The following is a 25236-nucleotide window of genomic DNA, read 5'->3' as shown; positions in this document are numbered from 1 at the left end:
GCTATTAAATGATGTCAGATATTTCCTGAGATTTATCTGGCGTCTTATCACCATAACTTCATCAATGAATTAACAACTTTCCAACGCGCGTGTCATCGCGCATAATGATTTTTTTCATTATTTTCGGTTATTATTTCATGCCTAAACTATTGTTGAATCTGAATACCGCATTGATCAGCGGCGTGGCTATATTCTCACCGCTGCACGCCCTGGCAAATACAGAAACGTCTCCAGCACCGATTATTATTCAGGGAGCGATGCCGGTAGAAGCAGAACATTTTGCTGCCAAACTGGATAACGTTAAACAGCGCCAGATTGGCGAATGGCGTTTTTGGCAGGGCACGGTTGACGGTTATCCGGTGATTGTTTCTGAAACATTAAAAGGCATGTCGAATGTGGCGGCAGCAACCTCGATTGCTGCGGTCGAATTTAAACCCAAAGCCATCATTAATCAGGGCACGGCGGGCGGTCACGATCCGGCATTACATGTTTATGACATCGTGGTAGGCAAATATTCGGTGAACCTCGGTGCGTTTAAAACGCCGCACAAGTTACAAGGCGCAGGCAGTAATTCCGTTGAGTGGAAACCGATGGATCTACTGGCCTCGAAAGGCAGCGCAGGTGAAGATAAAAATGCCCACAGCATCCGCCAGTTTGCCGCCGATCCGCAGCTGATGAAAGCGGCCGAGCAGGCGATACCGGCCTACACCAAAGGCAAAGTAGTGGAAGGCGTGATTGGATCTGCGGATGTGTGGAATAGCGAGTTAGACCGTATTCGCTTCTTCCATGAGAATTTCAGCACCTCTGTCGAGGAGATGGAGACCGCGTCTGCAGCACAGATATCATCGCTGTTTACTATCCCGTTTATCGGTATCCGTGTGTTATCCAACAACATCACCAATAACGGTAAGTACGATGCGCAAACCGGTATCGCTTGCCAGGATTATGTTTACGACGTTTTAAAGGCGTATATCAAACAGATTAACGTTCAGAAGTAATAAGTAAAAAACGCAGCACATGTGCTGCGTTTTTTACGTTCATGCGCTGTACTGCATGGTGTCGATTAAATCAGGAAATCATCCATTGAACCGCCGGCATCAAGTGCAGCCTTAATCGGTGACGGCGTGCGGCCCTGGCCGGTCCACAATTTTTCGTTACCCTGTTCATCGATGAACTTATACTTAGCTGGACGCGGCGCACGTTTCGCTTTTGGTTTACTTTCCTGCAGGTTTAATTGCGCCAGGTCATTAATATCGATGCCGTCATTCAGCAGCATCTCTTTGTACAGCGCCAGTTTTTCTTCTTTTTCTCGCTGTGCTGCAGTTTCTGCATCCACTTCTTCACGGCGTTCGGCGACTACCACGGCGAATTTTTCCAGCATCTCTTCTAATACTGCGACCTCAATATCACGCGCATGAGCACGCAGCGTACGAAGATTGTTCAATGCTTTAAGTGCATCGCTCATGAATAAATCCTTATTACTTATATAAATGGTTTGAAGCCGCGCATTCTACGAGATTTTTCACCAAATTAAAATAATCTACTATCAACAGAATTGTCCGGAAAATAGGGATGAGATCAGGTATTTCTTTATTTGACTTGATGATTATTCACACTATTTGACGTTTTTTTATGACGCAAAGCAATGCGAGTAATAAATGTGCACGTACTCCACGTTTTATGCCGTTTAGTTAAGTTCATCATTATTTCGCCGCACATTCTGTGGCGGCGCGATTCAATGTGCAATTCACGCGAAATAAATTGCGCCGCTACAGGGTGAATCCGTTTAATTTCACATAGTTGCCGGAAATGCCAAGCGGATACTCCTAAAAATAACGCCTCTCAACTATTACTCGTTGAAGATTAAGGTTTTTCTTGAAGTGTAAAAGTGTCAGTAAACCGGTAACAATTTCTTGCATTGGAAATCTTAATGCGTATATTTCTCATTTGCTTTCTTAACGGCTTCCTTACTGTCGTTCCTCTTTCAGACGTCAGCAGCGGTGCCGCAAAAAAATAACGATAAGTTGATCGAGGAATCGTATGTCTTTCGAAGATTTGCGCGTCAGGAAACCCGGCAGTGTGCCTCAGCGTGCATTGCGTCTCTCTTTACTGGCTATGTTGGTTGCGTCGGGTATCGCGCAGGCAGCAGAGACCAGCCAAACCGAACAGACACTGAACGTTGATGCCAGCGCTACTGCGGAACAGGAACAGCAGGCGGCACAGGATTACAGCGTTCCGGTGACGCGTGCCGGTACCAAAATGGCGCTCACCGCGCGCGATATTCCGCAATCGGTTTCGATCGTAAGCAAGCAGCGTATGCAAGATCAGCAGCTGCAATCGCTCAATGACGTGCTGAAGAACACCACCGGCATTCACGGCGTCTCGTCCGATATGGACCGTACTAATTACTATTCGCGCGGTTTTATTATCGACAACTATATGGTCGATGGTATTCCCACTGCCTTCGCATCACGCTGGAACCTGGGCGATGCGCAAAGTGATATGGCGCTGTATGAGCGCGTAGAAGTGGTGCGCGGTGCCACCGGTTTGTTAACTGGCCCAGGCAATCCATCCGCCTCGATCAACATGGTGCGTAAGCACGCCGACAGCAAAACGTTCACCGGTGATGTCTCCGCCAGCTATGGCAGCTGGAATAAGCAGCGTTATGTTGCGGATCTCTCCGCACCGCTGTCGCCAGAAGGCAACGTGCGTGGTCGTTTGGTCGCGGGTTATGAAGATAAAAACAGCTTTATCGAACGTTACGGCGCAGACAAAAAGTTCGTCTATGGCGTGGTTGACGCTGATCTGACCGACTCCTCCAAATTGTCGGTGGGCTACGAGTTCTCGCAGGTCAATACCGATTCGCCAATGTGGAGCGGTTCACCGCGCTGGTATACCGATGGTTCGCAGATTAAAGCGCGTCGGGGTTACAACACCGCACCGGATTGGGCTTACAACAACAAAGAAAACAAAAAGGTCTTTGTTAACCTGCAGCAGAATTTCGATAACGGCTGGAACATTACGCTTAACGGCACGCACAACGAAATGTTCCTCGACAGCAAACAGCTGTATATCGATGGCTTCTTTGATAAAACCACCGGTGCGGGTTCTTCTTCTTACGCCGGCTATCCGGTTATCGGCGGTACGGGCTACAACACCGGTAAACGTAAAGTGGATGCGGTGGATGCCTTCGCCAGCGGCCCATACGAATTGCTAGGCCGTCAGCATGAGCTGATGATCGGCGTTAACTACAGCCGTCAGGACAACAAGTACTACAGTTCGTGGGAAAACATCTCATCCGCCGAGCTGGGTAACTTCAATAACTACAACGGCGATTTCCCGGAATCCAACTGGGATCCGCGTGAACCTGCGTCAGATACACAACGGGTACATCAGAAATCTGCTTATCTGGCAACCCGCCTCTCGCTGGCCGATCCGCTGCATGTGATTCTGGGCGCACGCTACACCAACTGGAATCGTCAGACGCTGAGCGAAGAGATGGAGAAGAACAACATCACGCCGTATGGTGGCGTGATTTGGGACTTCTACGACAACTGGTCTGCGTATGCCAGTTACACGTCAGTGTTCCAGCCGCAGGATTATCAGGATGCCTCGGGCGGATTCCTGGCGCCGGTGATTGGCAAAAACTACGAAGCGGGCGTGAAATCAGACTGGTTTAACAGCCGTCTGACCACCTCTATCTCGTTATTCCGTACCGAACTGGATAACGTTGGCGAGGCTACCGGGCAAACTAACCCGGAAACCGGCAATGCTATTTATGTGGGTAAAAGTGGTGTAGTCAGCCGTGGTGTCGAGTTTGAAATCAACGGTGCGGTAACTGATAACTGGCAGATGACCTTCGGCGGCACCAGCTATGTGGCTGAAGATCGTGATGGCGAAAACTACAACTCTCAATTGCCGCGCACCTCATTCAATCTCTTCACCAGCTATCGCTTGCCGATGCTGGATCAGTTGACCATGGGTGGCGGCGTGACCTGGCAGTCGAAAACGTACGGCGACATTGGTGGTCCAGAGGGTGAAGGCACCTGGCGTGCTCGTCAGGGCAGCTACTCGGTGGTGGATCTGTTCGCGCGCTATGACGTCACCAAAAACGTCTCGCTGCAAGCGAACATCAACAACCTGTTCGACAAAGAGTACGATACCAACGTCAGTAACGGCGGCATCGTGTACGGCGATCCGCGTAACTTCTCAGTCTCGGCAACTTATCGCTTCTGATGAAAGGTCTGGGTGCGCAGGATTGCGCACCCTACGAAATCCTCATCCACTCGGCAATGATCTCACCATACAATTGCTCGGCTTCACCCAGCTTGCTCACCAGACAATACTCATCGGTTTGATGTGCCATCGTCGGCTCGCCAGGACCTAAAATAATACACGGCGGATGATCCAGCGCGGGCAGCAGTAAGGATGCATCGGTAAAATAGGGCACCACGCGCGCGTGTAATGGCTGCTCGAACATCGCCTGACAATGACGGTAGATCGACTGAATCCACAGGTTCTCTTCTGAACTCAACACCGCAGGCAGGTCGACTAAGGTGGTGATGTGTACGGCTTCACCCATCAAGTCGCCTAACTGCTGACGAATAGTGGCGTGTTGCAGGTTGGGCGCGCTGCGGATATCAACATCAAACGCCGTGCGATCCGGCACCGAATTAATATTCAAGCCACCCTGAATACGGCCAACGTTGAGCGTGGGCTGCTTCATTAAGGGATGCGGCGCGCCGGGAGAAAAGTGGCGGATTTTACCTAACGCATCGGCGGCAAGATAAATGGCGTTAATACCCAATTCCGGCATTGCGCCATGCGCGGTTTTGCCGCGCGTCTCACAGCGTAACCACAGCGCGCCTTTGTGACCAATTACCGGGTAATTTGCCGTGGGTTCGCCAACGATCAGCGCACCAATCGCCGGCAACGTTCCCGCCTCAATCAGCGCCTGCGCGCCATCGCAGCCGGTCTCTTCACCGCCAGTGATGAGCAACACCACGCCGCGTCCGGCACGAATTGCCTGCTGTTGCTGGATGCAGGCGAGGGCAAACGCGGCGATGGCTGCTTTCATGTCGCTCGAACCACGCCCATACAGCCGATCGTCGGCCACCTCCGAACCAAAAGGATCGTGCTGCCACGGCTGATTGCCGAGCGGCACGGTATCGATATGTCCGGTAAACGCCAGCGGTTTGCCCGGAGCAGTACCGCGCATCTGCGCCACGAGATTGCTGCGACCTTCGCCAAACGATGATAGCTGCACGTCAAAACCCTGCTCGCTCAGCCATGCGGCAAAAAACGCCATACAGGCGGCTTCGTTGCCCGGCGGATTGATGGTGTCGAAGCCGAGCAGTTGCTGGGCGAGTGCGAGTGAAGCCGGCTGCATCAGGCGCGCTCCGTCAGCCAGTCAAAGCAGTTAATCCACAGCTGGCGATAGCCAGGCCATTGGGTAAACTCTTCCGGCAACCAGTGCGCCGACATATCGCTGGTCCACACTAGCGAGCGGCCTTGCTGATATTCGCGCACTGCTAATAAAGGATGCAAAGTCCCGGCGACGGTCGCCAGCAGCGTGCCTTCGGGCTGCATCTCCACTTCGTTGTAGCCCAGCATCCACGGCCATTCGTCAGAGATACCATCGAACAGCGCGTGTGATTGTGTTATCTCCAGCGTGGAACCTTCCGGCGTTTCGATGCGGTCATCCCAGGCGAGGCAGCGCACCGGCAATACTTTCTCGACCAGCGTATTGCGGAAACGCGCGCCGCCATTGATGCCCTGAAAACTGAAGTAGCCGCCGATCATCATCAGGCTGCCGCCGGCGGCAACGTAATCGTGGATCAATGACAAGCGGTTGGCGGTGCGACGGCTTTTCAGCCAGGTATCAGGATGCAGCAGCAGCGTATTGGCGCCAATATCCGACAGGATAATCACATCCCATTTTTGCAGCCCTTCGAGCGTCAGCGGGAAATCCGTGGCGGCGGCATGCGCAGGCATGTGGGTAATGGCGTAATCGCTATCCTTCAGCGCCGCGATAAAATCGTTGGCACCGCTGTGCCAGGTCGCGGTGGAAAATTGGTCAAAGCCTTTAATATGGTTCGAGGTGCTGGTCCAGGATTCGCCCACCAGCAAGACTTGTTTCTGCATAATATTTCCCTTTTACCCGCCAAATACGCGCTGCGGGTTAGCAATCATTAAGGTTTCGAGTTGTTCGCCGCTAACACCGTGACGTTTGAGGCGCGGGACAAAATGTTTGAGGATGTAGCCATAACCGTGACCGCCAAAGCGGGTCAGCATGGTTTTCAGGAACACATCCTGCGACAGCAAAATTTGCTGGATGTAGCCGTCATCGATCAGTTCGCAGATGGCGCGCGCGTTCTCTTCATCGGAAGGCGATTGCGCGGATTCATCGGCGTAGTAATAACTCATGCCGATCATGTCGTATTCAAGGAACACGCCGCGGTCGGCCAGTTCACGCTGATAGGTTTTATCGGCAAAGCTGGGATTCATATGGCACAGCACGGTATGACGCAAATCGGCGCCTTCCTGCTGCAGAATATCCAGCACGTTGTGACCTAAACGCTCCCAACCCGGTAGATGCACCTGAATCGGTACGCCGGTCGCCGCACTGGCGCGCCCGGCAGCCCGCAGCGACTTCTCTTCATCGGCGGTAAAGCGGCTGGAGATGCCGATCTCGCCGATCAATCCGGCGATCACCTCGGGTTTTTCCGCTGCACCGCCGAGGTCAAAAATCAACTTCTCAGCGAGTTGCTCGACGCTGATGCGCTTCACCCATTCCGGATGTGACGGTTCCAGATACAGCCCGGTACCCATCACGATGTTGAGTCCGGTTAAACGCGCGATGCGTTGCAAGCCTTGTGGATCGCGGCCAATGCCGATATTGGTAGGATCGACGATGGTTTCGCCGCCCAATGCGCGGTACTTCATCAACTCGTCAATCGCCATCTCGACGTCAAACAGCTGGCAGTTGTCGCGGCTCATCAACGGATTCATGTTGAGTTCGCCGAGGTTCTCCATTTTGACCGGCATCTCAGCGAGATGACGATCGCTGCAGCAGCAGGGCGGCACCCATTTGCCGGACGCATCCAGCAGAATGTGTTCGTGCATTAAAGTGACGCCCATCTGGCTCAGCGGCAGCGGCCCCAAAACTGTCATCACTTGTCCACTGCGTACGCCGAGCGGTAACGGATCCGCATGACGAAAAATCGATCCTTTCATGAGCTATCCTTTTGCCGGCGCGCGGGTGGGATTGAGAATGCGGGTGTTGAGCCAGATGGCTAGCAGGATGATGGTGCCGGTAGCGATTTGCGTATAGAACGGCGAGATGTGCGACAGGATCAGCCCGTTCTGAATAATCGCTATCGACAGCGCGCCCAGTAGCGTACCGATAATGGTGCCGAAGCCACCAAACAGGCTGGTGCTACCGAGAACGACAGCTGCGATCACCTGCAACTCAAAGCCTTCGCCCTGATTAGATGAACCGCTACCGAGACGCGCGGTAATGATCATCCCGGCCAGCGCCGCAGCCATGCCGCTGATAATGTAGACCTTCATGGTGACCGCTTTGGTATTGATGCCGCTGCGGCGCGCGCCTTCGGCATTCGAACCAATCGCCGTCACGTAGCGGCCAAACCGCATATGATTGAGCACTATATGCCCGGCGAACAGCACCACGATACCGATCAGTGCGGGCATCGGGATGCCCAGCACCCACGCGCGGCCCATAAAGGTAAACAGGCTGTCAGCCGGGATCGGAATTGAGTAACCCTGAGTGACCAGCAGCGCGATACCGCGCACCACGGCTAAAGTGGCTAAGGTGACGATAAACGCCGGAATCCCCTCAAAGGCGATAAAGAAGCCATTAATCGCGCCAACCAATCCGCCCAGCAACAGCCCGCCAATTAACACCACCGGCCACGGCAATCCCCAGTTATTCAGCGCGATAGCCGAAAGCGCACCCACCAGCGCCAGCGTCGAACCCACCGATAGATCAATGCCGCCGGTGGTGATCACCAGCGTCATCGCGGTGGCGACGATCAGCAGTGGGGCGCTCTGGCGAATGATATTCAGCCAGTTAGTGCTGGAGAGAAAGTTGCTGGTGATCAGTGAAAACACGACGCAGCAAAAAATGAAAAACAGCGCAATGCTCACCACGCCCGAATGGTTGTGCAGCAGGCGACGCGGTAGCGAATGCTGGATCATGCGCGAACTGCTTAAATTCATGATGCTCATCCCGTTACCTCAGTGTGCCGCCGCTGAGTGAGCGGTAAACTTCTCACCCACGATCAAATTAACGATATCGCTCAGGCTGGTATCCGCTACGCGCCGATCCGCCACATTGGTGCCTTCGTACATCACCATGATGCGATCACACACCAGGAACAGATCCTGCAGGCGATGGGTGATGAGGATGACGCTGACTCCACGTGCCGAGACACGGCGGATCAGTTCCAGCACCGCTTCGACTTCCGCTACCGCTAATGCGGCAGTCGGTTCATCCATGATCAGCACCTTGGGCTCGAACGCGGCGGCACGCGCAATTGCAATCGCCTGACGTTGTCCGCCAGACAAATTGCGCACCAGTAAACGCGTATCCGGAATTGAAATGCCTAAGCCTTTCAGCATCTCGCGCGCCTCAGCGTGCATTTTGGCTTGATCGAGAAAAGGAATACCGAGCACGCTTTTCATGGGCTCGCGACCCATAAACAGATTTCCTGCGACGTCTACGGTGTCGCACAGCGACAAATCCTGATAGACCATTTCGATGTGACAGCGGCGCGAATCGGCCGGATTAGTAAAGTGCTGTTGTTCTCCATCAATGCGAATGGTGCCGCTGGTGGGCACTACCGCGCCAGAGAGCACTTTGGTTAACGTCGATTTACCCGCGCCGTTATCGCCGACTAAGCCCAGTACTTCGCCCGGCGCCAATTGCAGATTGACGCCGCGCAGGGACCGTATTGAACCGTAAGTTTTGGTGATGTTAATCATCTCTACCCGCGCTGAGGTAGCGTGTGGCTGCAGCATCTGAACACTCCCAATCGGTTGCCGGGAACAGGCTCTGTTAGCGCGAAAAATGCCTTATCTGACACGATTTACAGTCTAGTAAACCGGTTTACCTGTCAGATAAATTATTATCCGAACTCACAGAGCAATAGGTTACAACGATATTTGTTTGCCGCTGGGAACGTTGCAGCTTCTGTGCCAGGTTAGAATGTAGTCAGTTTAGCTAGGGTAAAACTGATTCAAATTCAGCAGGTTAATAATTTAATGTTTAGTAAACCGGTTTACCTCGCGCCGTTTGACGTCACTGCATTGATCAACATTTGCGCCAATGTTGTGCAATTTTGCGCCATTGTGGGTCAGCTAAGGCAAATCTGGATTGAATCGCGTCCCACCCACTCAACGGGCAGGCGCGTTTCCAGCGGGATAGTGGTGTCGTTATTGAGCAGGCGCAGCATGATGTCCACTGCGGTATAACCCAGTTGCCGTGCGGGCTGGCGGATGGTCGAGATACGCGGCTGCGTCAGGTCGGTATAGTTGGCGTCATCAAAGCCAACCAGTGAAAGGGCATCTGGTGCCTGTAATCCACTGGCGCGTAAACCATCCAGCAATCCCAGCACCAAATAATCACTGGCCGCAAATACCGCTGAAGGGCGTGGCGACTGGCTAAACAGGTGCTGCAAGGCCTGCTGGCCGAACTCGCGTGCGTAGTTGCCGTACATCACCCATTCGTCCGGTATCGCCAAACCGGCTTGCTTCATTGCAGTGCAGAAGCCGAGATAACGTTCGCGCACACTCATTAACTGTTCCGGGCCACCGATAAACGCAATATGACGATGTCCGGCGGCGATGAGGTGTTCCGTGGCGATACGCCCACCTTGCACGTTGTCGGCAAACACTTTTGGCACGCTGCTGCCGGGAATGTCTTCATCGAGTAACACAATATGCTGATGGCGCTGGATCTCTTTACGCAACAGGCCGTTATCGGGGCGGTTGGTGGTGAACAGCAGACCATCAACCTGACGTGTATCCAGCCAGCGAATGAACTGCGCTTCTTTGTCGGGATTGTTGCGGGTGATGCACAGCACCAAACTGTAACCCCGCGCTGACGCCGCTTCTTCTGCGGCATCGGCCAGTTCAGCAAAGAAGGAGTTGGTGATATCGGGTAGCACCAGGCCGAGGGTTTCGCTGCCGCCTTTGCTCAGGCGCCGCGCCAGGCTGTTGCCGCGATAATCGAGCTGACGTATCGCTGCTTCGATGCGATCAATCGTCTCCTGCGGCAATACAATGCTGTGATTCATATAGCGAGAGACCGTGGCTTTGGAAAGCCCGGCTAACTGTGCCACGTCGGATAACAGCACGCGTTTGGTATTCATAGTCCTCGCCATATTGAGTTATTGGTCGCCAAAAATGGGGTAATACCGTTCACTTAAGCGCCGTATCAAAACACCGCACATTCCGTAGCGGCGCGATTTATCGCGCAATGAATTGCGCCGCTACAATGTGTGCGCTCGGTTATTGAAGTAACTGACAAGCATTGCGCCAAAAATGGCGACCTCACTAAGCGCCGCAATATCTGTAACACACATAAGCACAGCTGATACAGCGCTTTCCTGTATTCACTGGCGCGTAAATAAACACTTGACAAAAAAAGTCACTCAGCGAATTGTATGCACAGTTTACCGCATTACCGGGAATCCATTCCCAAACCGACTTAAGTTATTTCACCAGGTATTCCTAACGGATGGGTTACCGAAAAAAACTTAAGCAGGTCGTTGTAAAAACACGGCTACGTTGCCGTGTGTACATCTCGCCATCGATATTTGCCCGCCAAAAAATAATCTCAGTGTCTTAAGGCTGGGAAACGCTGATTATTCTTTATTCCCGACGAGGAACACCATGATGTTATCTTTCACCGGAAAACTGCGTTCATTGGTTTTGGCTTCCACCTTAATTTCTGCGGGTTCATTTTTCTCCCTGGCGCAGGCCGCGCCGACTTATGCATTAGTGCAAATTAATCAGCAGGCGCTGTTCTTTAATCTCATGAATCAGGGCGCGCAAGAAGCGGCAAAAGCCAGCGGTAAAGAGTTGGTTATTTTCAATGCCACCGATAATCCTGTGGCGCAGAACGATGCGATTGAAAACTATATTCAGCAAGGTGTGAAAGGTATTTTAGTTGATGCCATTGACGTCAATGGCATTATGCCAGCGATTAAAGAAGCCGCCGCCGCAAAAATTACCGTCATTGCCATTGATGCGGTATTACCCGCCGGTCCGCAAGCGGCACAGGTCGGCGTGGATAATCTTGAAGGTGGAAAAATCCTCGGTAAATATTTTGTCGATTACGTGGCGAAAGAGATGGGCGGCAAAGCGCGTGTCGGTATTGTTGGCGCATTAAATTCGGCAATTCAGAACCAGCGGCAGAAAGGCTTCGAAGAGACGATTAAAAGTAACAGCAATATCACCGTCGCCGATGTGGTGGATGGGCAGAATATTCAGGACAACGCCATGACGGCAGCGGAAAACCTGATCACCGGCAATCCTGACTTAACCGCAATTTACGCCACCGGTGAACCGGCATTGCTCGGTGCGATTGCGGCAGTGGAAAATCAGGGCCGCCAGAAAGATATCAAAGTATTTGGCTGGGATCTGACGGCAAAAGCCATCAGCGGTATTGATGGCGGCTACGTCACCGCCGTGTTGCAGCAGGATCCAAAAAAGATGGGTGAAGAGGCGTTGAAAGCATTGAACGCGCTTTCTGAAGGCAAAACGGTGAGCAAAACCATTCTGGTTCCGGCCACCGTGGTAACCAAAGCGAACGTCGATAGCTACCGTCCGCTGTTTAAGTAACAGATCACTCGCTGCGCGTGGCAAGCAGCGCAGCGAGTTCTTGCTGGCTGGGAAAAGCGTTAACGGTGCCGGTGCGACCTACCGTCATCGCGGCGGCCAGGCTGGCGTGGTGTAAAGCAAGTGCATCGGGTTCCACGCCGCGTAACAGCGAGGACGCGAGCAGCACGGCGAGGAAGGTATCACCCGCGCCAGTGCTGTCCACCGCGCGCACCGGCGCTGCCGGGCAGAAGTGGCGTTCCGTTTCATTGATTAGCCAGGCGCCCGCCGCGCCCTGGGTGATGATTAAGCTGCTCACGCCAGCGGGTTGCAGCAACTCCGCTTCCAGCTGATTGACAACCGCGATATCGACCAGCGGCCAAAGTTGCGTGAAGTCAGCATTGACCGGCGAGGGATTAAAAACTGTTTTCAAGCCGTTGGCTTTTGCCCACATGAAAAGGAGGCGCGTTTTCTCAATAGAGAAGTTGCCTTGCTGCAATAAAATATCGCCTGCTTGAGCATCGGCTAAATAAGGCAGCATCTGCTCAACGGTTAATGTGTCTGCCGCCGCCGTCGTGGTAATAATGGCATTATCGCCATCGCGGCTGTTTAAAATAATTGAGGCGTCGCTGGGCGATGATGAATATTCAGTGGGGAGTAGCGTAACCGGCTCTTGCGCTATTTTTTCACGCAGCCACTGGCCATTGCTGTCGTCACCGATGGCAGCAATTAATCGTGTATCGATACCACAGCGTGCAATAACAATCGCCTGATTAGCGCCTTTGCCGCCGATATCCTGCGAGACTTTAACGCCGTGAATAGAGGCGCCTTTTTGCGGAAGATCGATAATCGACCAGGTTTCATCAACAACAATATTCCCTGCAACATAAATTTGCATAATGGTTCTCGTTAATAAGGTGGAGAAGATGGTTTCTATATCAGCAGGAAAAGTTAGCGCAATACAAGATATTTTTTCCAGAAAGAAAGCAGTGATTGGCGTCGTGCATTGCGATGCTTTTCCAGGGTCGCCTAAATATCGTGGAAAACCACTGTCAGCTATTATTGAGCGTGCGCTACGCGATGCTGAAAATTATATTTCTGGTGGCGTGCATGGTTTGATTATCGAAAACCACGGCGATATTCCTTTTGCTAAACCAGACGATATTGGCCCGGAAACCGCAGCCTTTATGGCGGTGATAACGGAGAAGATTCGCGAACGTTTTGGCGTGCCATTGGGGATTAACGTATTGGCGAACGCCGCCATTCCTGCCTTTGCTACCGCCTTAGCGGGCGGCGCAGATTTTGTGCGTGTCAATCAATGGGCGAACGCCTATATCGCCAACGAAGGCTTTATTGAGGGTGCAGCAGCGAAAGCGCTGCGCTACCGCAGCCAGCTACGCGCCGAACATATCCGTGTGTTTGCCGATAGCCACGTCAAACACGGTAGCCACGCCATCGTGGCCGACCGCTCGATTCAGGAGCTCACACGCGACGTTGATTTCTTCGAAGCCGATGCGGTAATCGCCACCGGGCAACGCACCGGCGACAGCGCCACGCTGGATGAGATCGACGAAATCCGCGCCGCCACCGAGCTGCCGCTGCTGGTCGGTTCCGGCGTCACGCCCGCCAACGTGTGCCAGATTCTTGGCCGCACGCAAGGCGTGATTGTTGCCAGCACCCTGAAAGTCGATGGCGTGTGGTGGAACGAGGTAGAACGCGCGCGCGTGAAGCACTTTATGTCCGTGGCGCAAGCGGCGCTGGAGGAAGCGTAATGAACAGCTTTACTGACCAGCTTTTGCAGCAGCACCACGCACTGTGGCAGGCGATGCAACAACATCCGTTTGTGAGAGATATTGAGCGCAATCAGCTGCCCGACGCGGTGTTTAACCGCTATCTGGTGTTTGAAGGTAACTTCGTCGCCACCGCCATCAACATCTTCGCGCTGGCGGTGAGCAAAGCGCCCGATATTCGTCAGCAACGCTGGCTAATCGGCGTGCTGAATGCGCTGGTGGATACGCAAATCGCCTGGTTTGAGGAGGTGCTGGCGCGCCGCCACATCAACCCATTGGATTATCCCGATGATCTGCCCGGCGTCACCGCGTTTCGCGATGGCATGTTTCACGTGGCAAAGCAGGGCAGTTTTGCCGAAATCCTGACCCTAATGTTTGGTGCCGAGTGGATGTATTACCACTGGTGCGCCCGCGTCAGCGCTCAGCCGCTGCTGGATGATGACATTCGTCATTGGGTCGATATGCATGCCGAAGAAGCGTTTCACCAACAGGCGTTATGGTTGAAAGCCGAATTGGACCGCAGCGCGCTGGCATTGGCGGAAGAGGAAAAGCAGCGTTTATCCGATCTCTACGCGCAGGTACTGCAGTGGGAGATCGATTTTCACAGCGCCGCCTATCTGAGTGCCGGGGAGGCAAGATGACGACGTGTTTTATTGAAGCGCGCAACATCTGCAAACGCTTTGGCGCCTTAACCGCCCTCAATCAGGTGAATCTCAGCATTCATCGCGGTGAAGTTCTCGCGCTGCTGGGTGACAACGGCGCGGGCAAATCCACCTTCACCAAAGTGCTGTCGGGCGCATACAGCGCCAGCGACGGCGAATTATGGATCGAGGGTAAAGCGGTGAAATTCAGTTCGCCGCGCCAGGCATCCGAACACGGTATCGCCACCATTTATCAGGAGCTGGCGCTGGCGGAGAACCTCAGCATTGCGGAAAACGTGTTTCTTGGTCGTGAGCTCAAGCGGCGCGTGCTGGGCATTCCTTTCCTGCGACGCCGGGAGATGCGCGAGCAGGTTGATCAACTGTTAAAGGATCTGGATGCACACATCTCCGATGCCGAAGCCTCGGTCGGCAGTCTCTCCGGCGGACAGCGTCAGGCGGTGGCGATCTGTCGCGCGCTCAACCTTAACGCGCAACTGGTGATCATGGATGAACCCACCGCCGCGCTGGCGGTGGCCGAGACGCAGAAGGTTTTGCAGCTTACACGCCGACTCGCTGAACGCGGCTGCGCGGTGGTGCTGATCAGCCACAACATCAGCGATGTGTTCGCGGTGGCCGATCGCATGGTGGTATTCCGCCGTGGGCGAAAAATTGCCGAGCGCCGTCATGCCGAAACCTCACCCGATGAAATCGTTTCACTCATTACCGGCGCGCATCCCGATGCGCGCGCGTTTGAGAATCAGTAATTGTTATGCCATTAACCCAGGGGAAATAAAGATGCGTCGAATTACCACTGCAGTCTGTTCTCTCTCATTACTGTTTTCAGGTTATGCCCTTGCCGCCGAAAAAGTGGCCTTTGTGCCGCAGATCATCGGTATTCCCTATTTTCAGGCGATGGAGGCGGGCGGTAAACGTGCAGCCAGCGATCTGGGCGTCGAGTTCGTGTACAGCGGCCCGGTGGATACCAACCCAATGGATCAGTTGCAGATTGTGCAGAACCTGATCGCGCAGAAGGTGAATGCGATTGGCATCAGCGTGCTCGATGCATCAAGCATCGCGCCGGTGCTGGCGCAGGCGAAAGCCAACAATGTGCATCTGTTCACCAGTGATAGCGACGCACCCGACAGCGGACGCCCGGTTTACGTGGCGCAGGCCACCGATCAGGGTTTAGGTGACGCCATTATTGATGAAATGGTTAAGCGCGTGGGCGATCACGGCAAAATCGGCATCGTCTCCGGCGAGGCCACCGCCTCCAACCTCAACAGTTGGATTGGCTTTATGCAGCAGCGGGTCAAAAGCAAATATCCCAACATCACGTTGCTCAAACCGCAGTATGCCGGCGGATCCGCCAGTCGCGCGGCACAGATTGCTACCGATTTGATGTCCGCCAATCCGGATATTAAAGGCCTGATCGCCATGGCATCGACCACATGCCCAGGCGTGGCGCAGGCGATTGAGACCGCAGGTAAAAATGGCAAGGTGATCGGCAGCGGTTTCTGTAGCCCAAACACCGCGCGCGCCTATCTGAAAAGCGGTGCTTTTGGTTACACCGTGTTGTGGGACCCCGAGAAGCTCGGCTATCTCACCGTGTGGGCGGGCAAACAGCTGATTGACGGCAAAGCCTTCAGTGCCGAAAACCGCGTACCAGGCTTCACCGAACCGGTGAAGTTTGATAGCAAAACCGGCGTGTTGCTGCTCGGTTCGCCTGCGGTGTTCACCAAAGAGAATGTCGATCAGTTCAAATTCTAACGGGGCTTCACATGCACATGACTTCACGGGAGATCGCCTTGTTGGCGATTGCCCTGTTAGCTATCGCCGGTTTTTCCTGGTTTTCACCCTGGTTCGCGACGGTCGATAACCTGCTCACCATTCTGCGCAACAGCAGCGAACTGCTGCTCATCGCACTAGGCATGACGCTGGTGATCGCCATGGGCGGCGTGGATGTGTCGGTCGGCGTGGTGATGGGCGTTGCCGCATGGGGTGTCGGCCAATTGCTGCTCGTCAACTCGCCATGGTTGGCGGCGTTGGCCGGTCCGCTGCTCGGCTTGCTGCTCGGGCTGATTACCGCACTGGTGGTGGTAATGGGCCGCATTCCGGCTATCGTTGGCACGCTCGGTCTGTTCGGCGTGTGGCGTACCGGGCTGTTTGCGCTGCTCGGTGGACAGTGGTTATCCGGATTGCCCGGCAGCTTAACCAGCGGCCTCATGCATCCCCTGCTGGGACTGCCGGTGATGGCGTGGATCATCGTGCTGGTCTGGGCCTGCGTCTGGCTGGTGTTACGTCACACGCCTTACGGTTTGTGGTTGCTGGCAGCGGGTAATTCGGAGGAGAAAGCGCGGCTGGCGGGCATTCCTGTCACACAGGTGCGTATCGCGACCTTCATGATCAGCGGCCTGCTGTGCGGCATCGCTGCGACGTGCTACATCGCCACCTATCGCAACGTTGAGATGACGGTCGGCGGCAGTCTGGCGCTGGAAGCCATCGCCGCGGTGGTGCTGGGCGGAACGCGCATTACCGGCGGTGCCTGCAGTTTGTTGGGCACGCTGCTCGGCGTGCTGCTGCTGCGCATCCTGCAAAACGGCTTATTGCTGGTGGGCATTCCCTCGCTGTGGCAAACCGTGGTCACCGGCGCGGTGCTGCTCGTCGTGCTGAGCAGTGAAGCGGCAAGCGGTCGCGTTATTGCTTTCAGGAGGACCGCATGAGTTGGTGGCGCAAATCTCCTGACTTAACGCTGTTGAGCGCGCTGTGGTTGCTGCTGGCCATTGGCATTGTGCTGGTGTTGCCGCAGATGCTGGCATCCTGGTCGATCACCTCGATTCTGCAGTTCGCGACCTTGCTGTCGCTGGTGGCGCTCGGTCAATCATTCGTGGTGATGAGCGGCGGTGGCGGCATCGATCTCTCGGTGGGCGGCAACGTTTCGCTTTCGGCGGTGATGGGCATGCTGGCGCTTCATCAGGGCATCAATCCGCTTTGGCTACCGCTGATCTGCCTGCTCACCGGCACGCTGGCGGGTGCGATAAACGGCTGGTTGATCGCGCGGCTGCGCCTTTGGCCGCTGATCGTCACGCTCGGCAGTTTCTATCTGTTTTCCGGGCTGGCGCTGGCGCTAACCGGTGGCGCCGCGGTTGCCGGTGTGCCCGCCGAACTCACGCAGTGGGGGCGCGGTACGCAATTCTTTGTTCCCTTACCGTTCCTCACCTGCGTGATTCCAGCCTTCCTGATTGCCTGGCTGATTCTCAGCAAAAGTGCGTGGGGAAAATGGATTTACGCCTGTGGTTTCAATGAACACGCCACGCGGCTGGTGGGGATTCCGGTCGATCGCCTGCGCTTTCTTACTTACTGCCTGAGCGGCATGCTGGCGGGCTGCGCAGGATTCGTCTCGCTTAGCTGGTTGGGCAGCGCGCGACCAGAAATTGGCGTCAATCTGGAGCTCGAATCCCTCACCGCCGCATTACTCGGCGGCATCGCCATCTTTGGCGGACGCGGCAGCGTGATCGGTGTATTAGCCGCCGCACTGATGCTGGTCACCATCAAAACCTGCATGTTGCAACTGGGATTGAACAGCGTCTGGCAGCTCGGCGTGGTGGGCATTTTGTTAATTATCGTGTTGATGGCACAACGACTTTTTATCTATCGGAGATAACCAATGAATCTGACTGAACAAATCAGCGCGCACGTTGAAGCGAGCGCTGAACGCATCGCCAACACGCTGTGCGATCTGCTGGCGTTTCCCTCTATCGTCAAAGTCGATCCGCGTGAAGCTGGGCCAGGCGAGCGTGATTGCCAGCTTTACCTGCAACAGCGTCTTGAATCGCTGGGCATGGAGACCGATCTGTGGGATCCCGATGGTCCGGCGCTTTTCGCCAAGTATCAAGGCCGAGCCGGCGCCAATAAAGGCCGCACTTTTGAAGGCCGACCCAATCTCGGCGGCACGTTAGCGGGCGCGGGCGGAGGAAAATCGCTGATGCTCACCGGCCATATTGACGTGGTGCCGCCGGGTCCGCCGGAACATTGGCATACCGATCCCTTTGTACCGGAGATTAAAAACGCGGCGGTGTATGGTCGCGGCGCCGTCGATATGAAAGGCGGCGTCGCCTGCATGTTGATGGCGGTGGAGCTGTTGCAGGATCTTAACATCCGTCTGGCGGGCGATGTGGTGTTTACCACCGTGGTGGATGAAGAGATCGGCGGCATGGGATCGCTGGCGATGGTCGATCGCGGATTTAAAGCCGATGCGGGTATTATGACGGAACCCACGGCTAATCGCATTTCACCGATCTGCCACGGCATTTTATGGGGCCGCATTATTCTCGACGGCATTGGTGGTCACGCGGAGCTGACGCCAAACAGTTGGGACAGCAGCGGGCCGGTGGATGCAGTGATGCTGTGTCGCCAGATGCTTGATGGCCTCGATGTGCTTAACCGCCGCTGGCAGACGCAGCCGAGCAAAAACCATCCGCTGATGGCATTGCCGAACCAGATCATCGTTACGCAGCTGAAAGTCGGTGAACACCCGGCCTCCATTGCTGGCCGCGCCGAGATTGTGATTGATGTGCAGTATTTGCCAGCCGAGAAGGATGAGATGGGGCTGGGCGGTAACGTCAAAAAAGAGATTGAGGCGCACGTTGCCAAAGTCTGCGCGCTCGATCCTTATCTGGCAACACACCCGGCTAAAGTCGAATGGATTCTGGATGCTGATTGCGCAGAAATCGCCGCGGAACATCCGTTCGTCACCACTTTCCAGCAGGGCGTGACCGATGCCGCACTCAATCCGCAACTGGCTGGATTCGGCGCACACAGCGACATTGGTTTGCCGAGCACGCTGGGGCAGACGCCGACGGTGAACTTCGGCCCCGGCGATCCGGCGATGTCACATCAACCGAACGAGCATGTCGCAATCGCCGATCTGGTGGCCTGCACCAAAGCGATTGCATTGACGTTAGTGCGCTGGTGTGGAACCGCCGTTTGACACGACGTCGCGCAATAAATTGCGCTGCTACAGAACCTTGCACCTATCCGTAGCGGCGCGATTTATCGCGCACTTTTTATCTCTCTGCTGCAAGCGCCGCTTTTCCCACGGAAGTGAAGATGGCGTCGTCCTGCGGCGTGTGAATGCGACCGCACAGCACATTGCGTAGGTGACGTTGTAACGGATGGTGGCGCGTCAAGGCGTGATTGCCGATGCTCTCCACCATCAGCTGCACGCTGCGAATGGCGTTTTCGGTCACCACCTGTTTGATTTGTGCGGCATGTCCGCTGGCGATGTGGCCATGCGCAGCGCTGCTTAATAGCGTTTGATTGGTGAACAGCAGCGTATCGATGCGACCCACCAGCTCATGAAAACGCGGCAGCGATGCCAGCGGTGCGCCAAGATTGGCGGGTACCCGCTGCTGCAAGAAGGAGATAAACCAGTCGCGCGCGCTGTGCGCAATCGCGTCATACAGCGAACCGAGCAGCACCGCCATCCACACCGATTCCTCTTCATTCAGACCCGGACGCGGCGTGCTCCACCGCGCTACGTTCACCGCGTGATCGAGCGGGATTAGCACGTCATCCAGCACCACGCGGTGACTGCAGGTGCCGCGCATGCCGAGGTGATCCCACTCATCAATAATCTGAACGCCGGGCGCGTTGGCCGGCACCAGATAGCCGCCCACCAGCGGATCGGCATCATCGCTGCTGGCCCAGACCAGAAACCAACTCAATCCATGGCTGCCGGTGGAGTAAATCTTCTCACCGCTGATGCGCCAGCCTTCAGTGCTGCGGCGGGCGCGGGTGGCGGGCAATCCACCGCGCGCAGGCGTGCCTAATTCGGGTTCGACGCGCAGTGCGTTGATTAGCGCACCGTCACGAATCACGCTCTCCGCCACCTTGCGGCGCACGGCATCTGGCCAGTTTGAGGTGTCGTCGAGCCGACGCGTATTAAGATATTGCATGATGAGGATCAGCGCGGCGGAAGGTTCGCCGCGCGCCACGGCCTGGATAATCGTCTGGCTAGCCAGCAGATCGCCGCCGCTGCCGCCTGACGCCGTCGGTAATACGAAATGCAGCAAGCCATGCTGCTGCAACACATTAAAAGCCTGCCTGGGAAATTCGCCGCTGCGATCAACCTCTTCTGCGTCTTTTTCTAAGGCTTGAATAATCACCGGCAATATTTCAGCCAGAAAGGGCGGGTTATTTGCCATGCGCTATTAATTCCTCAATCCAATCAGACTTAATTGTTTGCTTTTCTGCTACCGCTGTAAAAGCAATAAATCGGCTATATACATGCGTAATCGGCATAATTCTGCGGCCAGTTGAAGTGTTAATTTGCCATGGCTACTTCTGCGCAACTTTTTAATTAGGGTTAACAACTTCACCTGCATTTATTTTTTGGGAGTCATTTAATGCCAAATAATTATTTAGTTTCCCGTCGGCATTTTCTGGGATATTCCGCCGCGGCGGCGATGGCGGCAACGTTACCGGGCCGCGTATTTGCTGACGATCATAGGGCAGGCATGTCGATGCCCGGCGATTTACTGCAAGATGGCCCAGGAAAATGGGCGCTGGCGAAGCCGACGCACGTGCGTCTGGCGGTGAATCTCAACGCGATTTGCCTCGCGCCGGTGGTCGTGGCCGATCAACATCACTTCTTTAAAGCGCACAACCTGGACGTAGAGTTTGTTAACTTCGGCAACTCAACCGAACTGCTGTTGGAATCCATCGCCACTGGCAAAGCCGAAGCTGCCATCGGTATGGCGCTGCGTTGGCTCAAAGCGCTGGAACAGGGCTTTGACGTTAAACTCACCGCCGGCACGCACGGCGGCTGTATGCGCCTGCTGGCGCGCGAGGGTGGCCCAACCACGCTGGAACAGTTGAAAGGCAAAACCATAGGCGTCACCGACATGGCCGGCGCGGATAAGAACTTTTTCTCGCTAATGCTGAAAAAGCACGGCGTCGATCCCAACACTGACGTCGACTGGCGCGTGTTCCCGCAGGATTTGCTGCCGATGGTGCTGGAGAAGGGCGAGATTCAGGCCGCCAGCGGTTCTGATCCGGTGATGTGGCGCTTAACCCAGAAGCCGGGCTATCGCGAGATTGGCACCAACTTAATGGACGAGTACGCCAAACTGAGCTGCTGCGTGGTGGGCACGCGCGGCAGCCTGATTCGCGAGCAGCCGGAAGTGGCCGCCGCCATTACTCACGCCATTCTGCAGGCGCATGCCTATGCGGCGCAGCATCCGGAAGCGATTGGCAGCGAGTTTAACGGCCATGCGCTCAACACCACGCCGCAGGAGATCGCCAGCGTGTTGAAAACCCATACACATGGGCACTATTCGGTGGGTCACGCGTTTGTAAAAGAGATCGACGTGTATGCACGCGATTTGAGAGCGATCAACGTGTTACGACCGGAAACCGATCCGATGTTGTTCGCCAAAGGGATTACCAGCAACGTGTTGGTTTAAATTGAAAGCGCGCGATAACTTCCGTAAGGTCGCCATTCGTGGCGACCTGATGCGCATAAATGCGCACCCTATGAAAAACGCGCCAATCCTTTGTAGGGTCGCCATTTATGGTGACCGAAAGATGCTTAACAGAAGAGCATTACGCAATGTATTGCGCATTATTTTTAGGCGATTTTCCTGGAGGTTTGCACGGCGCTCGCCAGCTTCAGCGATTCCGCGGGCACCTGATGAGCGAACAGCTGGGTGGTCAAATAACTGCTGCCGCCGTCGGCCAGTAACACCACGATGCGCTTGCCGCGATTCTCCGGTCGCGCAGCGACCTGTTGCGCCGCCCACAACACGGCACCCGACGAATCCCCAACCAGCACGCCTTCGCTCAGCGCCAGCTGACGCGCCGCCGCATAGGCTTGCCAGGTTTCCACCGCAATCACCTCATCGTAAACCCGGTGATCGAGATTGGCAGGAATACGCTCCGGCGTCTGGTTGCTAAACGCATGGACGCCGGTGATCTCCAGCGGATCCGGACGCAGCTCGCTCGGCTGTGAACCCACACCCGGTTCCACGGCAATCACCTGTAAGCCCGGATGCTGCTGTTTGAGATAACGTCCGGTGCCAGAGAGCGTGCCGCCGGTGCCGACGGCGGCGATAAAGATATCCAGCTCGCCTCCGCTGTCGCGCCAGATTTCCGGCCCGGTAGTGCGCTCGTGTACCGCCGGATTGGCCGGATTATCCAGTTGCAGCAGAAAATGCACTTCCGGCTCTGCGGCGGTGACCTGCTCGGCCAACCATTTGGTGGCGGCGACGAAATCGCCGTTGCTGGCATCGTAAAATTCTTTAAAGCCTTCAATGGTGCTAAACGGCACCACTTCGGCACCGTAGGCCTGAATGATCTGGCTGCGTTCGATGCTGACGAAATCATTGATGTAGACGCGGAACTTGTAGCCTTTTGCCGCCGCAATCGCCGCTAAACCAATACCGGTATTGCCGCTGGTGGTTTCAACCAGTGTATCGCCGGGCTGAATAATGCCGTTGCGTTCTGCGGCTTCAATCATGCTGAGGGCAATGCGATCTTTCACACTGTGATTAGGGTTGAACAGTTCCAGTTTGGCGATTAAATCAGCCTGAATCTCCTGCTGCTGCGCATAGCGCGACAGACGAAGCAGCGGTGTGTTACCAATCAGTTCGGTGATAGAAGCAGAGATTTTTGCAGCCATAATCGACCTCGGAAATAGATGATTTGAGCCTGATTAATTGCGCGATAAATCGCGCCGCTACGGATGCGTGCACATACTGTAGCGGCGCAATTTATTGCGCAATCTGTGTGCTTACCATTTCACCGCGCTGCGCTGCCACGACAGCAGGCGGTCACGCACCAGAAACAGCAGGGAGATCAGTGATGAGAACAGCAGTGCCATGACGATCAACGCGGCGTACATATTGGCGTAAGCCGCCCAACCTTGTGCCCACTGCAGATACCAGCCGAGCCCGGACTTCACGCCCATCATCTCCGCCGCCACCAGCACCGAAAACGATGCGCCCAAACCCATAAACAGGCCGACAAACAGATGCGGCAGCGCGGCAGGCACCGCCACGCGCAAGACGAGAAACAGCGAATTGGCACCCAGCGTGCGCGCCACATCGTAATAACGGGTATCAACGCTGGAGACACCTGACCACGTCAGCACCGTCACCGGGAACCAGGTTGCCAGCGCGATCAGGAATACCGCCGCCGAGAAGCTCGACGGGAAGAAGTAGAGCGACAACGGCAGCAGCGCAGTTGAAGGCACCGGACCAAGAAAGCGCAGAATCGGATGCACCCAATAACCCAACCCGCGCGACCAGCCAATCGCCACGCCGGTAATGAAGCCGACCACGCTGCCGTAGATAAAGCCGAAGGCCAGCAGACGCAGCGAATTGAGCACGCTATCCAGCTGGCGCGGCCAGTCGGTGGCGTAGGCTTCTACCAGCGCACGCGGCGGGGCGAAGAAGGGCGCTGGCAGCAACCCCAGTTTGCCGGTGACGGTTTCCCACAGGCCAATCAGCAGCGCCAGCACCATCAGCCAGGGACCGCTGCGCTTGAGTGGCGCGCGCAGCGTCAGTCGCGGGAACAGGCCTGAGGCAATCGTCAGCCCGGTGAGAATGAGCGCTATGGCGGCAAACAGCTCGTGCGTTTCATTAACAAAGCGCGGGGCGGCAAAGCCCTGCGGTTTATCCGGCACCGCCACCATCAGCGCTACCAGCGCCCACCACAGCAGGAGTGCCCCCCAAACCGCCGGTTGAATGCGGCGCGGCACATCGTGGTTGCGGGCAATCGTCAGGGTTTCACTGGCCATTCTCGTCTCCTTAGCTGGACATGTTGCTCATGTGCGCCATGTTGCTGGCGTGTTGATGGGCCGCTTCGGCGGGCAGCAGCTCCGGCACATAGTGCTCAGCGAAGCGCTGCGCATCGGTATCCGGACGGATCACGTTGATTTGTTTTAGCTCATTGATATACACCGCCACTTCTTTGCGCAGCTGCACGCCAGTGGAGTGATGACTATGTGTGTGCTCTTTTAGCATCGCGGCTATATCCTCAACCGCCACTGAGCCCGGCACAAACGGCTGGAAGATTTTCGCTGTCTCCTCCGGATGCTCGGCGGTCCACTGCTGCGCATCGACAATTGCCTGCGTGATGGCGCGCGCAGTGGCGGGATCGTCACGCACCAGCGAGCCGCGCAGGCCCAGCACGCAGCAGGTTAGGTTGGCGTATTCGCCTTTTAGGTTGTTATCCACTTCCACCAGGTCGTGCTGCTTCTTCAGCAGCCAGCCCTGCGGATCATCAGTGGCCAGCGCCTGCACTTCGCCTTTGCGCAGCGCTTCGCCAAACAGGTCAGGTGGATATTGTAACCAGTTAACCTGTTTATCGGGGTCGATGCCCTGTTTCGCCAGCTGAATGGCGAAGAAGTTGCGAATCGGACTGGCCTGATCGCTCACCGCCACCGATTTACCCACTAAATCTTTCACATCGCGGATACCACTGTTCTGCGGGGCGAGTAAACGCATGCAGCCGCCGTGCGTGCCGACCGTGAGGTCAACATCAAAGCCTTGCTCCAGCGGCTTCAGCCAGCGCAACGCCATGCCAATCCCGCCATCGGCCTGTCCAGTGGCAATCGCCTGTAACAGCGCATCGGTTGGGCCACTGAAGTTCACCGGTTCCACATTCAGGCCGTACTTTTTAAAGAAACCTTGTTTCAGCGCCACCGAAATCGGTGACTGACACACTGCGGTTTGTCCCCACGCTAGCTTGATGGTTTTGAGGGATTTATCGTCGGCAAACACCTTGCTGCTCAGCAACGGATTCACCGCCACGCCGGCACTAAAGAGACCCAGGCCACGTAATAATGCACGACGGCTCAGAGAGAATTGTTGAAATGCCATCCTGTCTTCCTTGTAGATAAATTTTACAGGCACTATGGCAAAGGCAATAAGCGCGACCAAATAACATTCCCGCATGACATC

At 55.3% G+C, this 25236-nt stretch carries 23 protein-coding genes; 11 read left to right on the top strand and 12 right to left on the bottom strand.

The features are described 5' to 3' along the window. Positions 1-137: 137 nt before the first annotated feature. On the top strand, positions 138-998 hold the full coding sequence (locus ACRQ84_RS21215; protein WP_483817998.1) for a 5'-methylthioadenosine/S-adenosylhomocysteine nucleosidase: 861 nt from the start codon (positions 138-140) through the stop codon (positions 996-998). Between the two features lie 65 nt (positions 999-1063). On the opposite strand, the gene ACRQ84_RS21210 is transcribed toward ACRQ84_RS21215, so the two are convergent. Continuing rightward, positions 1064-1465, bottom strand: a complete 402-nt coding sequence (locus ACRQ84_RS21210; protein WP_064740174.1) for an H-NS family histone-like protein — start codon at positions 1463-1465, stop codon at positions 1064-1066. 575 nt (positions 1466-2040) lie between these two features. Between ACRQ84_RS21210 and fhuE the strand changes: the two genes are divergently transcribed. After that, positions 2041-4236 (top strand): ferric-rhodotorulic acid/ferric-coprogen receptor FhuE, encoded by a 2196-nt coding sequence (gene fhuE, locus ACRQ84_RS21205; RefSeq protein WP_483817997.1) that lies wholly within the window; start codon positions 2041-2043, stop codon positions 4234-4236. Positions 4237-4267: 31 nt separating this feature from the next. On the opposite strand, the gene ACRQ84_RS21200 is transcribed toward fhuE, so the two are convergent. The 6 genes from ACRQ84_RS21200 to ACRQ84_RS21175 all read right to left on the bottom strand — a co-directional run bounded on the left by ACRQ84_RS21200 (position 4268) and on the right by ACRQ84_RS21175 (position 10406). Further along, the gene (locus tag ACRQ84_RS21200; RefSeq protein WP_483817996.1) at positions 4268-5389 is read right to left on the bottom strand and encodes a M20 family metallopeptidase; all 1122 of its coding nucleotides are present in this window, start codon (positions 5387-5389) and stop codon (positions 4268-4270) included. Then, positions 5389-6144: a glutamine amidotransferase gene (locus ACRQ84_RS21195; protein ID WP_483817995.1), complete on the bottom strand. Its 756-nt coding sequence runs from the start codon at positions 6142-6144 to the stop codon at positions 5389-5391. Before ACRQ84_RS21195 ends, ACRQ84_RS21200 begins: the two co-directional genes overlap by 1 nt. A gap of 12 nt (positions 6145-6156) precedes the next feature. Then, the gene (locus tag ACRQ84_RS21190) at positions 6157-7236 is read right to left on the bottom strand and encodes a phosphotriesterase family protein (protein ID WP_483817994.1); all 1080 of its coding nucleotides are present in this window, start codon (positions 7234-7236) and stop codon (positions 6157-6159) included. Positions 7237-7239: 3 nt separating this feature from the next. Next, entirely contained in the window at positions 7240-8241 is a 1002-nt protein-coding gene (locus ACRQ84_RS21185; RefSeq protein WP_179452746.1) for an ABC transporter permease, read from the bottom strand. An 18-nt stretch (positions 8242-8259) separates the two neighbouring features. After that, on the bottom strand, positions 8260-9006 hold the full coding sequence (locus ACRQ84_RS21180) for an ATP-binding cassette domain-containing protein (protein WP_176972170.1): 747 nt from the start codon (positions 9004-9006) through the stop codon (positions 8260-8262). A gap of 371 nt (positions 9007-9377) precedes the next feature. Beyond that, complete coding sequence (locus ACRQ84_RS21175) at positions 9378-10406, bottom strand: LacI family DNA-binding transcriptional regulator (protein WP_483817993.1); 1029 nt, start codon at positions 10404-10406, stop codon at positions 9378-9380. Positions 10407-10917: 511 nt separating this feature from the next. Here ACRQ84_RS21175 and ACRQ84_RS21170 point away from each other — a divergent pair. Beyond that, the gene (locus tag ACRQ84_RS21170) at positions 10918-11868 is read left to right on the top strand and encodes an ABC transporter substrate-binding protein (RefSeq protein WP_483817992.1); all 951 of its coding nucleotides are present in this window, start codon (positions 10918-10920) and stop codon (positions 11866-11868) included. A 4-nt stretch (positions 11869-11872) separates the two neighbouring features. On the opposite strand, the gene ACRQ84_RS21165 is transcribed toward ACRQ84_RS21170, so the two are convergent. Next, positions 11873-12742 carry a PfkB family carbohydrate kinase gene (locus tag ACRQ84_RS21165; RefSeq protein WP_483817991.1) on the bottom strand — a complete coding sequence of 290 codons (870 nt, stop codon included), beginning with the start codon at positions 12740-12742 and terminating at the stop codon, positions 11873-11875. A gap of 28 nt (positions 12743-12770) precedes the next feature. On the opposite strand from ACRQ84_RS21165, the gene ACRQ84_RS21160 reads away from it, so the two are divergent. The 7 genes from ACRQ84_RS21160 to ACRQ84_RS21130 are packed head-to-tail and all read left to right on the top strand — an operon-like array spanning position 12771 to position 19262. Then, positions 12771-13616, top strand: a complete 846-nt coding sequence (locus tag ACRQ84_RS21160) for a BtpA/SgcQ family protein (RefSeq protein WP_483817990.1) — start codon at positions 12771-12773, stop codon at positions 13614-13616. Continuing rightward, a complete protein-coding gene (locus ACRQ84_RS21155; protein WP_064740164.1) occupies positions 13616-14275 on the top strand; it encodes a TenA family protein in 660 nt (219 codons plus the stop codon). The genes ACRQ84_RS21160 and ACRQ84_RS21155 overlap by 1 nt, the downstream gene beginning before the upstream one ends. Next, on the top strand, positions 14272-15039 hold the full coding sequence (locus ACRQ84_RS21150) for an ATP-binding cassette domain-containing protein (RefSeq protein ID WP_064740163.1): 768 nt from the start codon (positions 14272-14274) through the stop codon (positions 15037-15039). Before ACRQ84_RS21155 ends, ACRQ84_RS21150 begins: the two co-directional genes overlap by 4 nt. Positions 15040-15070: 31 nt before the next feature. Then, positions 15071-16042: an autoinducer 2 ABC transporter substrate-binding protein gene (locus ACRQ84_RS21145; protein WP_483817989.1), complete on the top strand. Its 972-nt coding sequence runs from the start codon at positions 15071-15073 to the stop codon at positions 16040-16042. A gap of 11 nt (positions 16043-16053) precedes the next feature. After that, a complete protein-coding gene (locus ACRQ84_RS21140) occupies positions 16054-16995 on the top strand; it encodes an ABC transporter permease (RefSeq protein ID WP_483817988.1) in 942 nt (313 codons plus the stop codon). Further along, on the top strand, positions 16992-17936 hold the full coding sequence (locus tag ACRQ84_RS21135; protein ID WP_483817987.1) for an ABC transporter permease: 945 nt from the start codon (positions 16992-16994) through the stop codon (positions 17934-17936). Before ACRQ84_RS21140 ends, ACRQ84_RS21135 begins: the two co-directional genes overlap by 4 nt. A 3-nt stretch (positions 17937-17939) precedes the next feature. Further along, positions 17940-19262: a M20 family metallopeptidase gene (locus ACRQ84_RS21130; protein WP_483817986.1), complete on the top strand. Its 1323-nt coding sequence runs from the start codon at positions 17940-17942 to the stop codon at positions 19260-19262. Positions 19263-19338: 76 nt separating this feature from the next. Here ACRQ84_RS21130 and ACRQ84_RS21125 read toward each other — a convergent pair whose 3' ends face one another. Continuing rightward, positions 19339-20478: an acyl-CoA dehydrogenase family protein gene (locus ACRQ84_RS21125; RefSeq protein WP_064740158.1), complete on the bottom strand. Its 1140-nt coding sequence runs from the start codon at positions 20476-20478 to the stop codon at positions 19339-19341. A 201-nt stretch (positions 20479-20679) separates the two neighbouring features. Here ACRQ84_RS21125 and ACRQ84_RS21120 point away from each other — a divergent pair, with 201 nt between their 5' ends. Further along, positions 20680-21738, top strand: a complete 1059-nt coding sequence (locus ACRQ84_RS21120; RefSeq protein WP_483817985.1) for an ABC transporter substrate-binding protein — start codon at positions 20680-20682, stop codon at positions 21736-21738. Between the two features lie 164 nt (positions 21739-21902). Here ACRQ84_RS21120 and ACRQ84_RS21115 read toward each other — a convergent pair whose 3' ends face one another. From ACRQ84_RS21115 to ACRQ84_RS21105, 3 genes are all read right to left on the bottom strand, one after another. Further along, positions 21903-22952 carry a PLP-dependent cysteine synthase family protein gene (locus ACRQ84_RS21115; protein ID WP_483817984.1) on the bottom strand — a complete coding sequence of 350 codons (1050 nt, stop codon included), beginning with the start codon at positions 22950-22952 and terminating at the stop codon, positions 21903-21905. A gap of 111 nt (positions 22953-23063) precedes the next feature. Then, the gene (locus ACRQ84_RS21110) at positions 23064-24071 is read right to left on the bottom strand and encodes an ABC transporter permease (protein ID WP_483817983.1); all 1008 of its coding nucleotides are present in this window, start codon (positions 24069-24071) and stop codon (positions 23064-23066) included. Between the two features lie 10 nt (positions 24072-24081). Then, the gene (locus tag ACRQ84_RS21105) at positions 24082-25155 is read right to left on the bottom strand and encodes an ABC transporter substrate-binding protein (RefSeq protein ID WP_064740154.1); all 1074 of its coding nucleotides are present in this window, start codon (positions 25153-25155) and stop codon (positions 24082-24084) included. Positions 25156-25236 lie beyond the last annotated feature (81 nt).

The sequence above is a fragment of the Pantoea sp. E2023-21 genome, from assembly GCF_051302795.1.
Classification (GTDB): domain Bacteria; phylum Pseudomonadota; class Gammaproteobacteria; order Enterobacterales; family Enterobacteriaceae; genus Pantoea; species Pantoea ludwigii_A.
This window is presented reverse-complemented; position numbering and strand designations above follow the sequence as displayed.